General features: G+C 55.9%; 13 protein-coding genes. 8 read left to right on the top strand and 5 right to left on the bottom strand.

Features of this window, described 5'->3' with window-relative positions:
- The first annotated feature begins 5 nt into the window (after positions 1 to 5).
- From G491_RS0104945 to G491_RS0104915, 6 genes are all read left to right on the top strand, one after another.
- The gene (locus tag G491_RS0104945; RefSeq protein WP_028313793.1) at positions 6 to 713 is read left to right on the top strand and encodes a PP2C family protein-serine/threonine phosphatase; all 708 of its coding nucleotides are present in this window, start codon (positions 6 to 8) and stop codon (positions 711 to 713) included.
- 619 nt (positions 714 to 1,332) lie between these two features.
- Positions 1,333 to 1,527 carry an FmdB family zinc ribbon protein gene (locus G491_RS0104935; RefSeq protein WP_012609368.1) on the top strand — a complete coding sequence of 65 codons (195 nt, stop codon included), beginning with the start codon at positions 1,333 to 1,335 and terminating at the stop codon, positions 1,525 to 1,527.
- 440 nt (positions 1,528 to 1,967) lie between these two features.
- Positions 1,968 to 4,133 (top strand): methylmalonyl-CoA mutase family protein, encoded by a 2,166-nt coding sequence (locus G491_RS29470; protein WP_035217779.1) that lies wholly within the window; start codon positions 1,968 to 1,970, stop codon positions 4,131 to 4,133.
- Positions 4,126 to 6,303, top strand: coding sequence for a methylmalonyl-CoA mutase (scpA, locus tag G491_RS0104925; RefSeq protein ID WP_028313792.1), 2,178 nt, complete (start codon positions 4,126 to 4,128; stop codon positions 6,301 to 6,303). The genes G491_RS29470 and scpA overlap by 8 nt, the downstream gene beginning before the upstream one ends.
- Positions 6,304 to 6,379: 76 nt before the next feature.
- Positions 6,380 to 7,522: a methylmalonyl Co-A mutase-associated GTPase MeaB gene (meaB, locus tag G491_RS0104920; RefSeq protein ID WP_028313791.1), complete on the top strand. Its 1,143-nt coding sequence runs from the start codon at positions 6,380 to 6,382 to the stop codon at positions 7,520 to 7,522.
- 74 nt (positions 7,523 to 7,596) lie between these two features.
- Positions 7,597 to 8,064: a hypothetical protein gene (locus G491_RS0104915; RefSeq protein WP_028313790.1), complete on the top strand. Its 468-nt coding sequence runs from the start codon at positions 7,597 to 7,599 to the stop codon at positions 8,062 to 8,064.
- Positions 8,065 to 8,450: 386 nt separating this feature from the next.
- On the opposite strand, the gene G491_RS0104910 is transcribed toward G491_RS0104915, so the two are convergent.
- The gene (locus G491_RS0104910) at positions 8,451 to 10,661 is read right to left on the bottom strand and encodes a molybdopterin-containing oxidoreductase family protein (RefSeq protein WP_028313789.1); all 2,211 of its coding nucleotides are present in this window, start codon (positions 10,659 to 10,661) and stop codon (positions 8,451 to 8,453) included.
- 23 nt (positions 10,662 to 10,684) lie between these two features.
- On the bottom strand, positions 10,685 to 11,626 hold the full coding sequence (locus G491_RS0104905; protein ID WP_028313788.1) for a methyltransferase domain-containing protein: 942 nt from the start codon (positions 11,624 to 11,626) through the stop codon (positions 10,685 to 10,687).
- Between the two features lie 638 nt (positions 11,627 to 12,264).
- On the opposite strand from G491_RS0104905, the gene G491_RS0104895 reads away from it, so the two are divergent.
- Positions 12,265 to 13,425 (top strand): MFS transporter, encoded by a 1,161-nt coding sequence (locus G491_RS0104895; protein WP_028313787.1) that lies wholly within the window; start codon positions 12,265 to 12,267, stop codon positions 13,423 to 13,425.
- 121 nt (positions 13,426 to 13,546) lie between these two features.
- On the opposite strand, the gene G491_RS29465 is transcribed toward G491_RS0104895, so the two are convergent.
- From G491_RS29465 to G491_RS0104880, 3 genes are all read right to left on the bottom strand, one after another.
- Positions 13,547 to 14,056: a hypothetical protein gene (locus tag G491_RS29465; protein WP_012609376.1), complete on the bottom strand. Its 510-nt coding sequence runs from the start codon at positions 14,054 to 14,056 to the stop codon at positions 13,547 to 13,549.
- A 242-nt stretch (positions 14,057 to 14,298) separates the two neighbouring features.
- Positions 14,299 to 14,748: a thioredoxin TrxC gene (gene trxC / locus G491_RS29460; protein WP_028313786.1), complete on the bottom strand. Its 450-nt coding sequence runs from the start codon at positions 14,746 to 14,748 to the stop codon at positions 14,299 to 14,301.
- A 180-nt stretch (positions 14,749 to 14,928) separates the two neighbouring features.
- Positions 14,929 to 15,750 (bottom strand): mechanosensitive ion channel family protein, encoded by an 822-nt coding sequence (locus G491_RS0104880; RefSeq protein ID WP_012609378.1) that lies wholly within the window; start codon positions 15,748 to 15,750, stop codon positions 14,929 to 14,931.
- A 402-nt stretch (positions 15,751 to 16,152) separates the two neighbouring features.
- Here G491_RS0104880 and G491_RS0104875 point away from each other — a divergent pair, with 402 nt between their 5' ends.
- Complete coding sequence (locus G491_RS0104875) at positions 16,153 to 17,286, top strand: OmpA family protein (protein WP_051327041.1); 1,134 nt, start codon at positions 16,153 to 16,155, stop codon at positions 17,284 to 17,286.
- Positions 17,287 to 17,355: the final 69 nt, after the last annotated feature.

The raw sequence follows: 17,355 nt of genomic DNA, 5'->3' as shown, positions 1-17,355 counted from the left end.
AATACGTGGAATCATTCGCCTTATCCGACATGGGCCTGAAACGGAACGAAAACCAGGACCGGCGCCTTGTCAAGGAAACCCCGGACGGCGCCGTGCTTCTGGCCATTGCCGACGGCATGGGCTCCTCGGCCGGCGGAGGCATCGCCGCGCAAATGATCATGGACGGCCTGGACGCCATGCCGGATCATGATCTTACAGCCGGCGGGATTATGGAAAAACTGGTGCAGCAGACCGATCAGGCCATCTTTTGCAAGGCGTCGGAGGATGCGTGCTTTGAGGACATGGGGGCCACCCTGACCGCCGTTGTGGTGCGAGGCTCCTCCGCCCAATGGGTTCACGTGGGGGACAGCCGCCTGGTGCTGTTTGAAAACGGCAGGCTGCGCTATGTCACCAAGGACCAGAACATGGCCTGGTTTTTATACGACGAAGGCGAAATCACGGCGGAAGAGGCCCGCAGGCATCCCGGGCTTCGGCTCCTGGACCAGTGTGTGGGAGCAGGGGACTGCGAGCCCGTGACCGGCGCCTTGGAGTTCAGCCCCGGCGCCTTGTTCATGCTCACCACCGACGGCGTGCACGATCACATCACCCCCAAGGCCCTGACAGCCATCCTGTCCGGCCCGGAAAGCCTGGAGCACAAAGCCCAGGCCATCCTCAAACACGTCCGCGACGACGGCAGCACGGACGACGCCACCATGGTCCTGGCCGTGATTTAGGCGGCAAATCGGGCCCTCCACCGCCTCCCAACTACCGTATCTCCGCGTCCTTCTGGGCGGGGAAATCCCTGCCGCAGACGAAGAATACAAACTTACAGATTAATATGCAATGTAGTTGCGCCCCCCTGTGGGCGCCTATGGAACGCGCAAAGCGCGTTCAAGGACAGGCCCCGGGGGCCTGTCGCTACACACCGAATTTAGCCATCACGGTTTTAAAGAGGCAATGTAACTTCAGGGCTTGCCCTGCTTTCTTTTCACGCGGCCGGAAAGATTGTCAAAGTCAGGAAAGGTCGGCCGACGGGTGGACTTGGCTGAATTCGTGCTTTTTGTTTGGTTTTGGATGGAGCCTTTGGCCGTTGGAGATGCCATGATTCTATTGTCAAACAAGGTCGCACCTGCTGCGCTAACGCGCCCAGGCAGGATACTGCTCTGCCTGGGGCGCCCAACATCAATGGCGGATAAATTTCTGCGGCGGTGGATACCTCCAAACCAGCTCAAACATGCAATGTCATGGGCTTATATCCCAGCGGCGCCCACTCCTCTTTCCTCCAAGTATTGACGTCCCTTATTCTTTGCCTTATTTTTATTAAGGATGGCAATTCATCAAACGGAGGAAGTTATGCCCATTTACGAATTCAACTGCAAAAAATGCGGCCGGGATTTTGAGGAAATCGTGGGAATGTCCGACAAGGAAACTCCCCCATGCCCCAAATGCGGCGCCAAGGAAACCGAACGCCTTATGTCCTGCTTTTCCAGCCGGCGGGGCGGTTCCTTTGCAAAGTCCTCATGCGGGCCTCCCGGCGGCTTTTCCTGAGGCCCATAGTTCGTGCGGCGGTCCGCCGCGCTTCGCTTTCAGCCTCCTCCGGCCCGGCTCTTGGGCCGGAGGGAGTCCCTCTGCCATTCCCCCTTCAAAAAATGCCCATTTTCAGGCGATTCCCCCTTTTCCTTTTATAAAAAAATATGGCATATTTATTCGGGCTATGATAAATTTACATCAAGCGCTGGAATAACATGATGGAAAAAACCGGCGCGCTATGCGGCGCAGAATTACAAGTTCTTGAAAATAATAGAAAGCTGCTTGGTTCTTTTTACTTTCATGGCTTGGGCGCGGCCTGATTTTTTTTTGCCTGGCGATGCGAGACGCGCTCCTGGTTCCAATCCGTTCGACCATAAAATTGATCGATTGGAATAAATTTTGTTCAGGGGCGGCCCTTTTTTTATTTTTACCCATAACCAACGGAGCGGATGTCTACCATGTCAAACAATGCACCGACCCTAACCCCGAGGGGTGAAGGAGAGAAGCTCTTTTCCGAGTTTTCCTTCCCCAGCTATCAGGAATGGTACGATGCGGCGGTGGCCAGCCTCAAAGGCGCGCCCTTTGAAAAGAAGGTCATCACCAAAACCTATGAGGACATTGATCTTCAGCCCATGTACTGGCAGCATGAAATCAAGGATTTGCCGCACATTGACACCATGCCGGGAAGCGCCCCTTTTGTGCGCGGAACCAAGGCGGACGGCTTCCTTATCAATCCCTGGAATATTTGCCAGGCTATTTCGTGCTCCATGCCTGAGGAGTTCAACAAGGCGGCGGTGCATGATCTGGAAAGGGGCCAGACCGGCCTGCAGGTGGTTTTGGACCCTGCAGTCAAGCTGGGTCAGGATCCGGGGCAGGCCAAGGCGGAAGACGTGGGGGCCATGGGCCTTTCCGCGGCCTGTGCGGGCGATTTCGCCAAGGCCCTGGCCGGAGTGGACACCGCCAACATTCCCATGTTCGTCAATGCAGGGGCCACGGCTCTTCCCATCGCCAGCCTCATGGCCGCCGGGCAGTTGGTGAGCGGCAAGTTCGCCGCCAGCCTGGCCGGATGCGTCGGCGCCGATCCTCTGGGGGAATTGGCCGCCAAGGGCGCCATCCCCATTTCATTGAATGCGGCTTACGACTCCATGACCGCTTTGCTCATGTGGGCCAAGTCCAACGCCCGCCATGTGCGGACCATCATCGCCAGCGGCTCGCCCTATCATGACGCGGGCGCCAGCGCCACTCAGGAACTGGCTTTCGCCGTGGCCACGGCCGTGGAATACATCAGGGCCATGCAGGACCGCGGGGTGGAATTCGACGTAATCGCTCCCAAGGTTTGCTTCTCCTTTTCCGTGGGCGGTCATTTTTTCATGGAAATCGCCAAGCTCAGGGCGGCGCGCATTCTTTGGACCCAGATCGCCGACGCTTTCGGCGGCAATGAAGAATCGCAAAAGCTGTTTATGTTCGCCCGCACCTCGGCCTGGACCAAGACCCTGTGCGATCCTTACGTGAACATGCTGAGAAACACCACCGAATGCTTTGCAGCCGCCATGGGCGGCGCGGACATGATTTACGTGGCGCCTTTTGACGAAGTCGCCCGTCAGCCCAACGAGTTCTCTCGCAGGGTGTCCCGCAACTTGCAGATCGTCTTGCAGGAGGAAAGCCGGTTCACCCAACCCGTGGATCCTTCGGGCGGCTCCTGGTATGTGGAAACCCTCACGAATACGGTGGCCGAAAAAGCCTGGGGAATTTTTCAGGAAATCGAAAAGGCCGGCGGCATGGCCAAAGCCCTGGAGCAAGGCCTGCCTCAAAGCATGTGCGTGGATGTGGCCGAGCAAAAGGCCAAGAACATCAAAAAGCGCAAAGATGTCTTTGTGGGAACCAACATGTACGCCAACCTGGCGGAAAAGCCCCTGGAAGTCCCGGCGGTGGATCATGCCGCGCTGCAATCCAAAAGGGCGGCCCAGGTGGAGGAATTCTGCAAGGCGGCCGGAAACGGCGGCGACATGCTGAAAGCCCTGGAAGAGGCCATGAAAGACAGCCCGGCGGCGCCCGAAACCATGGACAAAGCCGTGGCCGCAGCCCAGGCTGGCGCCAGCCTGAGCGCCATCTTTGGAGCCATGGAAGCCGGTTCCGGAAGCGTGACGCCCTTGGCCATCCACCGGGGCTCGGAGCCTTTTGAAAGCCTTCGCGCCGCCATGGACAAGCATGTGAAGGAAACCGGCGAACGGGTCAAGATTTTTTTGGCCAACATGGGCCCCGTTCCGCAGCACAAGGCCCGGGCCGACTTCTCCGGCGGATTTTTTCAGCCCGGCGGGTTTGAAATGGTGGAAAACACCGGATTCCAGACTCCCGAAGACTGCGCCCAGGCGTTCGTCGATTCCGGCGCGAATATCGCCATTATCTGCTCCACGGATAAAGCCTATCCCGAAATCGTACCGCCCCTGGCCAAGCTGCTCAAGGAAAAAGTCTCCGACGCCTTTGTGCTCCTTGCCGGCAAGCCCGCCAAGGACCTGGAGCAATCCTACAGGGACGCAGGCATGGACGATTACATCTTCATGGGGGCTGATTGCTACACCCTGCTGTTAAACCTTCAAAAACGGAGCGGACTGACTCATGAATAAGACACCTGATTTTACTGCCATGGCTTACAACCCGCCCAAATCCAAGGCGGGACTGGCCGAATGGAAGGCAGCCCTGGATCAGGCTGCCGCCGACGCTATAGATTTTGAATGGATGACCAACGAGCAGATTCCGGTCAAGGCCCTGTATACAGGGGAAGACGTCGCCGATCTGGAGCACACCGGATTTGTGTCCGGCATTCCGCCTTATCTTCGCGGGCCTTACCCCACCATGTTCGTCACCAGGCCCTGGACCGTCCGTCAGTACGCGGGCTTTTCCACGGCTGAGGAATCCAACGCATTTTACCGCCGCAACCTGGCCATGGGCCAGAAGGGCCTGTCCATTGCATTCGACCTGGCCACCCATCGCGGCTATGACTCGGACCACGAACGCGTGGTGGGCGACGTGGGCAAGGCCGGCGTGGCTGTGGACTCCATCCTGGACATGAAAATCCTGTTTGACGGCATTCCGCTGGACCAGATGTCCGTGTCCATGACCATGAACGGCGCAGTTCTGCCCATCCTGGCCTATTATATCGTGGCCGCCGAAGAGCAGGGCGTATCCCACGAGCAGCTTACGGGAACCATCCAGAACGACATCCTCAAGGAATACATGGTGCGGAACACCTATATTTATCCGCCCACGCCTTCCATGAAGATCATCGCGGACATCTTTGAGTTCACCAGCCAGAACATGCCCAAGTTCAACAGCATCAGCATCTCGGGCTACCATATGCAGGAAGCGGGCGCCACGGCTGACATCGAGCTGGGCTATACCCTGGCCGACGGCTATCAGTATGTCAAAACCGGCGTGGCCGCGGGCATGAGCGTGGACACCTTCGCGCCCCGCCTGTCCTTTTTCTGGGGCACGGGCATGAACCACTTCATGGAAGTGGCCAAGCTCCGTGCAGGCCGTTTGATTTGGGCCAAGCTCATCAAGGGCTTTGATCCCAAGAATCCCAAGAGCCTGGCCTTGCGCACCCACACCCAGACCTCGGGTTGGAGCCTTACCGAACAGGATCCGTACAACAACGTCTGCAGGACCTGCATCGAGGCCATGTCCGCCGCTTTGGGCCATACCCAGAGCCTGCACACCAACTCCCTGGACGAAGCCATCGCACTGCCCACGGATTTTTCGGCCCGGATCGCCAGGAACACCCAGTTGTTTCTCCAGGACGAAACCAAAATCTGCAAGGTGGTGGATCCCTGGGCCGGGTCTTACTATCTGGAAAGCCTCACCTCCCAGATCGTGGATCGCGCCTGGGGCCATATTTGCGAGATCGAATCCCTGGGCGGCATGGCGAAAGCCATTGACACCGGGCTTCCCAAAATGCGAATTGAAGAAGCGGCGGCCCGCAGACAGGCGCGCATCGACTCCAAAAAGGAAGTCATCGTGGGCGTCAACAAGTATCGCCCCGAGACGGAAGATCCCATGGAAGTCCTGGAAGTGGACAACACGGCCGTACGCGAATCCCAGCTCAAACGTCTGGCTCAGTTGAAGGACGGCCGGGACGAAGCCGCCGTATCCCAGGCATTGGAAGCCATTACCAAGGCTGCGGAAACCGAAAACGGCAACCTGCTGGATCTGGCCGTCAAGGCCGCACGGGTCCGGGCCAGCCTGGGCGAAATTTCCTATGCAATCGAGAAGGTCACCGGGAGGCATAAAGCAGTGACGCGCAGCGTATCCGGCGTATACAGCACGGAATTCGGCGAAGAGGAAGAAGTGGCCGCCGTCCGTAAGATGACGGACGAATTCGAGGAGGCCGAAGGCCGCCGTCCCCGCATCATGGTCGCCAAGATGGGCCAGGACGGGCACGACCGGGGCGCCAAGGTCATTTCCACGGCCTTCGCCGACCTGGGTTTTGACGTGGACATCGGGCCTCTGTTCCAGACGCCCGAGGAAGCAGCCCTCCAGGCTGTGGAAAACGACGTCCACATTGTTGGCATGAGCAGCCTGGCCGCCGGTCATAAAACCCTTTTGCCCAAATTGGTTGAAGAGTTGAAAAAACACGGCCGCGAGGATATTATGGTCATCGTGGGCGGGGTTATCCCGGCTCAGGATTACCAATTCCTCAGAGAGCACGGAGCATCCCTGATTTTCGGCCCCGGCACGGTCATTCCCGTGGCCGCCCAAAAGGTCATGGTGGAGTTGAACAAACGGCTGGCTGAATAATCCAGTCTACTAATAACCGGAAGGGGCGCGGCCGTTTTACCCGGTTGCGCCCCTTTTCATTGCATAGAGAGTGCGCATGAGTTCAGGCAAACGCCCGGAATGGGCGCCCCAAGATTGTGACGGCAAAGGCTTTGCTTCCCTGGTTGTAGACGGCGTGGAAGGCGGGCACGACGGCATGCCCGGCGCCTCCTCCAAACCCGCCGCGGCGCCCGTGGTTCGCCGCAAAAACCTGCGGGTGCAGGATTTCGTCCAAGGCGTTCTGGCGCAGGACAGGACCGTATTAGGCCGGGCCATCACCCTGGTGGAAAGCAACGTCCCCGCTCACATGGAGCGGGCTCAGCGCATGCTCAAGGAACTCATCCCCCACACCGGAAATTCCGTCCGGGTGGGCATTACGGGCGTGCCGGGCGCGGGTAAAAGCACCTTTATCGAAGCCCTGGGCTCCCTTTTGTGCGACCGGGGCCACAAGGTGGCGGTTCTGGCCGTGGACCCTTCGTCCTCCCTCACCCGGGGCAGCATCCTGGGCGATAAAACCCGCATGCAAAACCTATCCCGCAACAAAAACGCCTTCATCCGCCCCAGCCCGTCCAGCGGAGTCCTGGGCGGCGTCACCCGGAAAAGCCGCGAAACCATGCTGATCTGCGAAGCCGCCGGGTTCGACGTGATTTTGGTGGAAACCGTGGGCGTAGGCCAGAGCGAAACCGAAGTCCGGTCCATGGTGGATTTCTTCTTGCTGGTGCTGATAGCAGGGGCGGGCGACGAACTCCAGGGCATGAAAAAAGGCATCATGGAGCTTGCCGACGCCATCCTCATCAACAAGGCCGACGGCGACAACAAGCAGCGCGCCGAGATGGCCCGGTCCGAATTTGAACGCATCATCCACTATCTGCTGCCAGCGACGGAAGGTTGGACCACGCAAGCGCTGACCGCATCTTCCCTGACCGGCGATAAAATCCCCGACGTGTGGAAAACCGTGGAGGATTTCAAGGCCAATACCATGGCCTCCGGCGTGTTTCAAAGCCGCCGCAACGCCCAGACGGTCCGGTGGGTCCACTCCATGGTGGACGATTATCTGAGGACGGCCTTCTATGGTAATCCCACGGTGAAAGCCATGATTCCCGGCATTGAATCCGACGTGGTGGAAGGAAACCTCTCCCCCACCCAGGCCGTGCAAAAGCTGGTGCAGGAATACGAGAACCATCGTAAAGCCAATTCATGAGGATTGGAGTCATCCCTGTTTGTTTTGTCCTATGGCGGCTAAAATCGACGGCATTAAAAAAGGTGTAAAACCACATGGGAAAAGAAGATGCCTCAAAAGAGTATAAATGGTTTTGGCCGGACACAAGCGATCCGACACAAAGAAAGAAGGCCGTTGATCAAGGGGCCTGGGCCGGGTTGTGGATAACGCTGTCGTTTTGTTTCATCCTGTTTATTAATTCGTCTACTTTAGAGATTCCAGCCGCCAACATTGAGAGCATTGTCCTGCAGTTTATCCTGTTCCGCCTCTTTGTTTATATAATCGTGATACCTGGCTTCCTCACCTGGAGAGTATGGAAAGAAAATTGCTTCATAAGCGCCATTCTGATTCTGATCTATATGGTCTGCGAGGTTATCCTCACAATCATGGATTCCGGCTCCGATTTGTTTCTTTTAAAAATATTGGCCGTAGTCCTGGCAATGAATGGAGTCAGGGGAACCCTTGCTGAAAGAAAGATTCGGAGTTCTCAGCAGGGCCTGCCGCAGGAGCAGCCCATTTTATAGACTGCAGAGTCTCCCTTTGCCATCCGCCCGCCGGCCATCCCCAATTAAAACAACCTGACCCGGCCGCGCCTACTGTCGCTTTGCAGCACGGCGGCGTACGACGCTGCCAGCGCCGCCCGAGCAACTGAAAGCCGTTGCCAATGTTGGGTGGCCCAGGCAAAGCAGTATCTTGCCTGGGCGCGTTAGCGCAGTAGGTGCGACCTTTCTCGATAATGGAATCCTGGCATATCCAACGGACGGATACCCCACCTAACGCCAAACAAAAAGCATGAATTCAACCAAGTCTATCCGTCTGCCGCCCGCAATGCACAAAAAAGGGGCGGCCCGTACTTTCCGGGCCGCCCCATTGGAATCATGGTTAGCTGATTTTTGATGTTGGAAGGATCTTATCCCACGCACCCCAGGGTGGGGTCCGGGACTTCGATCTTATGGCGCTTGTCCCGTTTGCGCTTTATCTGGCAAAGCAGGGTTTTGTACACGGGAAAGCCGGAAATGGGGTCGAACTGCTCCAGGTCGGTGAGCATGTTGACGTTCGCCGCCTGCCATTCCTCGGTTCCCAGGGGGCCGCCGCCGCCCACCGGAGCGTAGACGAATCCCTCCATGATTTTATCCGTGACGAAAACCCGCATGACCACCGAACCCCGGGCGGTTTTGAGCGTGGCCAGATCGCCGGTTTCCAGCCTGCGTTCCGCCGCGTCCGCCGGGCTTATTTGGATGGCCGGGGAGGGGAATTTTTTCATGAACCTCGGGATGGCCCGGAAGCAGGACTTCATGTCCGGCTTAAAGGGTCCGGTCCCCAGGATCAGGGGGAACTTCTTGAACCGGTCCGGATCGCTCACCGGAGTTTCAAAGGATTCCTCGTATTTGGGCAGGCCGTCATAACCGTGCTTTTCCAGGACGGTGGACTTGATTTCAAATTTTCCGGATGGGGTTTCAAATCCGGGCTTGCCGTCTTTTCGGAGCAGGCCTTTTTCCCATTTTTTGTATTCCATGGGCTTGCCGGGCTTCTTAATGACGTAATTTTCCGCGCTCAACAGGTCGTCCAGGCTGTAGCCCGAGCCTTCCAGGACGGAGCCCAGCAGGGTCTTGGGATCTTTGGCGTACAAGTCCCCGTAGCCCAGGCGTTCGGCCAGTTCGGCAAGGATCTGGTGATTGGGCTTGGCCTCGCCCACGGGTTCGATCATTTTCTCCCGGTAGCGGATAGCGTTGCCGTAATAGCAATAGGATTCCTGCTCAAAGGCTGTGGATGCAGGCAGCACAATGTCCGCAAATGCGGCGTCCTTGGTCATTTGCAGGTCGATGCAGACCAAAAAGTCCAGCTCCTCCATGGCTTTTTGCCAGACCTTGGGATCGGGCCACGCCGTGAGGATGGAAGCGCCCTGGATGAACAGGCCCCGGATTTTATAGGGGGCGCCGTCAATGATGGCCTTGGGCAGGAGGATGGCGTGAGGCTCTCCCCCGCAATATTTCGCATAAACCGGAAATTTGCCCTTGCCGATGGATTTATCCATCCCCGGAGATTCCTTCAGGATGGACTTGTTCAGGGAGATGAAGGCGTCATGATGCAAAAAGTTGCGGCCGCCTTCCACGTCCAATTGGCCGGCCACCGCCCATAAAGCCATGACCGCCCGAATGTTCTGGACGCCGCTTTTGGTGTATTCCAGGCCCGTGTACATGACGTAGGTGGCCCCGTCGGCCTCGGCGATGCTTTCGGCCAGCTCCTCGATGCGATCCGCGTCAATGCCGGTCAATTCCGAGACGTATTCCGGGGTGAAATCCTTTACGTATTCGGCGAATTCCTCAAAGCCCTGGCACCAGTTTTCCGTAAATTCCACATCGTGCAGATCGTCCCGGATGATCACATGCGCCAGGGCCAGGGCCAGGGCGCCGTCCGTGCCGGGACGGATGGGCAGCCATTCGGCGCCGGGCAGGTCCGCGCTTTTGGTGCGCCGGGGATCGATGACGACGATTTCCGCGCCTTCCTCCGCGGCCCGCTCCAGCTTGCTGAAAGCCGCCGGCGGGGTGGACGTGGAAGGGTCCGTGCCCCAGACCAGGATCAGGTCCGCGTTGTCCAGGTCGGAGTACATGTCTATATGCAGGCAGCCCATGGTGACTTTGGGCGCCAATACGCCTAAGGACGTGTAGCAGGGTGCGCCCACGCCGAAGGTGTTGGGAGACCCAAACGGGAACAACACGCTGGAGGCCAGGTAAATCTCCGAGCCCTTCAACTGGTACGCGTCTTTAAAGGAGCGCTCGTAGGTTCCGGTGCCGGCGTAAAAGCCCACGGATTCCGGGCCGTGTTTATCCTTTAACTCGTTCAGCTTGGCTGCGATCTCGTCGTAGGCCTCGTCCCAGGTGATGGGCTCAAACTCGTAGGTCCCTTTGGGGCCGGTGCGCCGAAGGGGCGTGGACAGCCTTTTGTCCGAGTACACAATATCCCGGGCGCTTTTTGATATGGGGCACAGGACCTCGCCCATGGGGACGTCCGGGTCCGGCTCCAGATGGTCGATCTTTCCTTCATCGTCAAAATGGACAATCACGCCGCAGCCCGGGCTGTGGAAGCACAGGCCGCAAATGCCATGTTTGGTTTGCGTCATAACTCTTTCCTGTCAGGGGGTTGCTATCTCACGCCAATGAGGTATTGGGAGTGAATATACTCCCACAAATTTTCCGTCTTTCTGATCTTCCACAAAACGTCCCCCTTTTTACTCACTTCAAAGGGAGGGGTAAAGACCCCGTCCCCATTGCTGAGCAGGCGTTCCATGTTATCCACCCCCCGGCCCTGGAAGGGCCCCTGGTTGCGGCCTCCCAGCCAAAGGTCCGGAGTGGAGACGGAAGCGTCCCAGGAAAAGGGATCGGAAAACACAAACACGGAATCCTTCTTTTTAAGAACCCGGTTGACGTCTTGCAAGTGCTGGATCGGGTGAGGCACCTTTTCCAAAATGTTGATGGACGAAGCCGTGGAAAACAAATCCTCGTGAAAAGGCAGGGCCAGGGCGTCGGCCACGACAAACTCCACCCGGTCGTAGTTCCAATCCGGGTTGAGTTCGCAAACCTGCCGTTCCGTGATGTTGCCTTCCAGGATCATGTCAAAATGCAGGCTTCTTTCCTTCATGATGCGCCGCGCCCGCTTAATAAAGGATAGGGAGGTGTCCAGGCCGATAACGCGGGAATGGGTCCTGCTTAGGTCAAAGGAGAGCCTGCCCACGGCGCACCCGATGTCCACGGCGTAGCCGTTTTTGCCGTCAAACAAAGAGGACCAGATAGTGTAGGCCTCGGTTGCATTGGGGCCGTTGAAAAATTCGGAAAAGTGGCTCCACAAGTACGCGGACAGCATGCTCTGGGAATTGTATCCCGAGGTTTCGGACAATATGTGCCGGGTTTTCTTGGGCAGCAGGATAGCCACGCCGCCGGAAATCTCAAATTGCGCGCCGCAATCCGTGCAGACGAGCCTCCCCTCCAGGACGTCGTCGTCAACTTCTTCTTTAACTATTAAATCCAAAAGATTTTTATTGGAAAAACATTCCGGACAAGCCAGATCGTTTTGCAGCCATTTCTTCATTAAATAAAACCTTCCATCCCCCCGCGTACGAGGTTGTTAATTTATAATCTCCAAAGCCGAGTTTATAAAAGATATTCCATGAAGGGGGTCTTGGCAACCTTTTAAAGGCTATTCTTTCCTATTAGTGATTTAAGGTATTGATAAAATATAATTAAATTACAAAGATTGGAGAATAATGACTATCAGTTTCAATACGCGGTGCGATCAAAGAAGGCCTTCGTTCGATCTCATATGCTTGAACGCAACCTGAAGCCCTCCTGTTTGCGTTTGACTTGGAGGGCGGCGGCCTATATAAACAAGAAGAAGTTCGGCGGGCGCCCCTCGCCGGGAAAAACAATTCAAATCAGGATTTTCATCATGATTTTCTTACAACAAATTCTGCCTCCTCCGCCCTGTAACGTCTAAGCGTTGCCAGGCCATTTTTAATCAATACTAAATTGCTCCCTTGAGTTGCGTCCGAAAGAAGCCGCCGGTGCGTCTTTGCGCCCAGCCCTTCTTTGGAGGAACTGCTCTCACGGCGGCAAACGCCCAAGCAGCTTTACTCAAGTAACAAAGCGGCGGCTGCGTCCTTTGCCGGAAATACACCGAACTTACTGGAATGAAGCCAACTTGGTTTAGATGTTACAGGCGGATTTGTTATGGAAAATCAACGGTGCATTATTGCGCTCAATATAGCTGTATTCTTAATCATGTTCGGAGTCGGGCTCATCGTCTCCCTGCTGCCTCAAAAAATCTTCACCCTGACAGGCTCTTTTAAGACCGTGGGCTGGCTGGCCTCGTTTTTCGCCGTCTCGTTTGTCTTGCTGCAATTTCCCATCGGCCGCTTGTCCGACCGCTACGGATTCAAGCGCTTTTTAGCGGGCGGATATCTGATTTGCTCGCTTTCCGGGCTTTTATATTGGTTCTCCCAAAGCCAGGAAACGGTATTTTTCGGACGCATGCTGCAAGGCGCGGGTGAGGCGCCCTTGTGGGCGCTGGCCCCGGCCTTGCTTTGCACCCTGCGGCCCGAATCCAAGGGAAAGGCCATCGGCGTATACAACGCCTCCCTGCACCTGGGGCTCACTCTGGGCAGCGGCTTCGGAATTGTGATCTCCTCCCGCTGGCTGCATAACGAGCCGTTTTTGCTGTTTGCCGTCTTATGCGCCCTTGGAGCAGTTCTGATCATCGCGTTTGTTCAAGAACCGGAATCCAGGACCCTGGCGCCCGAAGGCGAAATGGATTCCGCCGAGTTCCTATTGCTCTTAAAAAAGCCCGCAACCCTGGCCGTATTCGGCGGGATCATCCTGTACGGCGCCGGATACGGCAGCTTTTTGACGGTGCTGCCCGGCTTCTTGATGGAGTACAAGGGCTTTTCCCAAGCTGGGGTGGGGTGGTTCTTTATGTTTTTCTATGCGGCGATCAGCCTGTCCCAGATCGTCGCCGGCCAGGCGTCAGACCGGTGCGGGAGCGGCAAAATCATGCTTTGCGGCCTGGCCGCAGCCGCCGCAGGCCTGGTAATTTTTCCCGCAAAAAGCGGGTGGATGGTTTACCCCTGGCTGTTTTTAGCCAGTTGGGGGCTGGGGATGTTCTGTGTCTCCTCCCTGGCGTGGCTGAACAACTCCGTGGGGGATTCGTTAAAAGGGACGGCTTCCGGGGCCTTTTATCTGTTTTGGGGATTGGGGTATTTTGGCGGCCCCATTATCCTGGGCGCCTGCCTGGGATCAGCCGGAGGTCCGGCGGGATTTCGCATCCTGGCAGGCCTCTACCTGGTTCAGGCCATGCTGCAAGGCGGGATTCAACTTAGGGGCGGAAATCGGTAATTCAGACCGGGGCGGGGCTATGCTCCACCCCATAAACCCAGAATGGGGTCAAGTCTACGTTTGACGTTTGAGCCGTTCGTTTGCAAATCAATCCTCAAACGCAACTCCCCTGGCAAGGCGTTCAGGTATACAAAAAGGCCGGCCCGTCGTCCTGCTCCGCGTGGGGATGAATCATGGCCAGATTGATTTTATCGTGGCAGTAATCGCTGATCAAGGCCACGTTTCCCCCCGCCATTTGCCGGCGGATGCAAAAATTGAAATCCAGCAAATGGGAGTAAAATTGATCAAACACCCTGTTGGTGGTGTCCAGGGAAATCCGGCATTGGTTGTTAAGATGGTGGGTTTGGGAAAAATGGTGGATCATCAGATAAAAGGCCACGGCGGACATATACTTGCAATTGGTCCGTTTGGCCAATTCCGGATAAAACCGGGAGACGTGCAGGTTGTTGGCAAAGGTGTTCTGCGAAAGCACCAGGGCGGACGATATGGTCTGATGCTCGTCCAGGGTTTCGATAAAATACTCGGTGCACAAGCCTTCGTCATGGAAGGACAGGTCAAAACGCTCCAGGAACCTGGGCGTGTACTGGCTCATAAAAGGGGAGTGAGGATCAAAATATGGTTTAAGGTGCATAACAGTCCGCCAGGGTAAAGGTTGGGCCCCTGGACGGAGCGGTCGGCGGGACGAGAGTCTTTTCTTCCTGTCCGTGGAGAGGTCGTAATTATATCGTCCTGATCGGTATGGTCCTAATTGGCCGGTAAGTCAATGAAAATCGGATTTGATGATGGGAATGCAACGGGCTGCGCATCTATTAAGGTCCGCTCCCATGCCAGGCATGGGAGCGGAAAATATGCTAAAGTACGTTTCCAGCCGCCCTACAGTTGATTCTGGACAAAGTTAATGATCTGCTGTTTGGGCGCCGCCCCCACCAAACGGTCGACCTCCCGGCCGTTCTTAAACAGGATCATGGTGGGGATGCTCTGGGTTCTGAACTGGGACGCCGTGGCCGGATTATTGTCAACGTTCAGCTTCGCCACCTTGATTGTGCCGACGTATTCCCTGGCGATTTCATCCAGGACGGGCGCCACCATCTTGCAGGGGCCGCACCAGGGCGCCCAGCAATCCAGGAGCACCGGAATCGGACTGGCAAGGACCTCGTTTTGAAAGCTCGCGTCGGTCACATCCACAGGGCGGTTTGCTGCGGAGGGCGCGGGCAGCCGGGTTTTGCACTTTCCGCAGACCGGGCGATCCTCCAGGCGGGAAACCGGAACCCTGTTTTTTGCGCCGCAGGAACTGCACGATATAATAACGGAATTGTCGCTCATAGTCGTCCTCCCTTCTTCGTGAAAAGATAGGCGCCGCGTTAAGTGCTGTCAATTAGGGGAATGGGGTCAAACGTAGACCCCATAGGTTTGGAGGTGGCGGGAAAAACCGGGATTACCCGAAAAGCGCTTAAGATAGGGGGAAAGGAGCCCAAGCCCCTTTCCCCGTGAACCAGCATGGATTTATTCTGGCGCGTGCTGATACAGGTGCACATCCCTCTGGGGATACGGAATGCCAATGCCTTCCGCGTCCAGGCGCTTTTTGATGTTTTCCATGTAGGAAAAGTAAACCGGCCAGTAGTTTTCGGTTTTCACCCACGGCCGAACCACCCAGTTCACGCTGTTGTCGGCAAGTTCAAGGACGCCCACGAACAACTCTGGATTTTTCAAAACCCTGTCATCCTTGAGGATTTCCTCGGTCAAGACCTTCCTGCAATGATCCACGTCCGCGTCGTAGCTGACGCCGATGACAAAATCCACCCGCATGGTTGGTTTGGCGGAATAATTGATGATGTTATCGCCTGTCAGGACGGAGTTGGGAACGATGACGGTTTTGTTGTCCACGGTTTTCAGCTTGGTGGTGAAAATATGGATGTCCTCCACAACGCCCGAAACCCCGCCTCCATCAATCCTGTGCCCCACTTCAAATGGCCGGAAGATGATCATCAGCACGCCGGCCGCGAAATTGGACAAGGACCCCTGAAGCGCCAGGCCGATAGCCAGGCCGGCGGCGCCTAATATGGCGATGAAGGACGTGGTCTGGATGCCCAGTTGGTTGAGGGCCGCTACAATGACGAAAATCAGGAGCCCGATGTATGAAATGTTGCTGACAAAGGAAACCAGGGTGGCGTCCACTTTGGCTTTTGTCATGAGGTTGACGATCACCTTGCGCAGGAATTTGGAAATCCAGCGCCCCAGGATGAAAATCAACAGCGCAGCAACAATCTTCAAGCCGTATAAAGTAAGCAACTCCTGAGCCTTGGCGAGGATCACTTCAATGTCCATGGTATGTTATCCTTTCTAAAAAAAATTATTAGCGGGAGCCTTCGCCCTAATATAGGCCAAGTACCGGGGTTATGAAAAGGCCCGATTTGATAAAATTTGACATTTGATGGAATTTTCATCAATTATGGTTTTGTGAGAATTTTTCTGATTTTATGTGAAGTAAAGGGAGGTTGCACGTTTTTTTTTGTGATAGGGGACTGCCTGCAATTTTGGAAAAAATAATCCTTCTTAAAAAGAGTGCCTTGACCTTTCAGGTCTTTGGGGCCTAAAATAGACGATGCTATGCTGAATGATGCGATACGAAATATTAACGGACGAACTCGTTTATATTTTTGAAGCAAGAAACGCGTGTAAACGCAATTATCTACCCCCCAAAAACGGTTTTTTAGAGGAGGACCGATTATGAAGAAGCTGATGTGGATGCCGTTGATCGCCCTGGTCGTGCTGGCTATGGTAAGCGGCTGCGCTGTTAAACAGCCAGCCCCCGCCCCTTTTAAGGTGTGCGACCTGAACGCCAAAATGGGCGAGTACACGCAAAAAGTGGACAATTTTTTGGTGATCCTGGATAAATCCGGATCCATGCGCGGCGGAAAGCTGGGAACAGCCGTTAACACCTTGCGGCACATGAACCAGACCATTCCCGACCTGGATCTGCAGGCCGGCCTGCGCACCTTTGGAAGCATTTGCCCCTTTTCCCAGGTCAGCAAGCTGGAATACGGCATGACCCAGTACGTGACCAAGGAAATGTGCGGCGCTCTGGCGGCTCAGAAAAAAGCCAGCGGCGACAGCCCCATGGATCTGGCTTTGTCGGGCGCCGCGGACGACCTTGCCAGAACCAACGGCTCCACCGCCGTGATCCTGGTCAGCGACGGCTACAAAAACGCCATGGATGCTGCAGCGGCTGTTGCTGCAGCTAAGGAGCTGAAAAGCCGCTATATGAATAAGGTGTGCATCTACACTATCCAGATCGGCTCCGACCCTACCGGCAAAGCCATTTTGGACAAAATCGTCAAGGCCGGCGGATGCGGCTTTTCCGTCAACGCCGCTGACATTGCCGACGGCGACGCCATGTGCGATTTCGTGACCAAGGTCTTCCTGAAAGAATCCAACCAGCCTCTGGACAGCGACGGCGACGGCGTGTACGACAATGCTGACAAATGCCCCGGCACTCCCAAGGGCGCAGACGTCAACAAAGTGGGCTGCTGGATCATCAAAGACCTGGAATTTGATTTCGACAGCTATGAGATCAAAAAGGAATACCAGTCCTGCATCAAAAAGATCGTTGCCATTCTCCGGGCCAACCCCGGCCTTAAGCTGATTGTGGAAGGCCATACGGACAACAAGGGCTCCAAAGCCTACAACGAGCAGCTTTCCCTGTATCGCGCCGATGCAGTGATCGACAGCATGGTTGGCAAAGGCATCATGCCGGAACGCCTATCCGCCAAGGGTTACGGCTTCTCCAAGCCCGTGGCTTCCAATGATACGGAAGAAGGACGCGCCCGGAACAGAAGGGTCCAACTGACTCCCGTTTTTTAATTAGACCTTTTTGTTGCATAATTTCAGGGCAGGTTGCGCGTCCGCGGGCAGCCTGCCCTTTTCTCTTTT

It is taken from the genome of Desulfatibacillum aliphaticivorans DSM 15576 (genome assembly GCF_000429905.1).
Classification (GTDB): Bacteria; Desulfobacterota; Desulfobacteria; order Desulfobacterales; family Desulfatibacillaceae; genus Desulfatibacillum; species Desulfatibacillum aliphaticivorans.
Note: the sequence above shows the minus strand (reverse complement) of the source record. Positions and strands in the feature narration are given on the sequence as shown.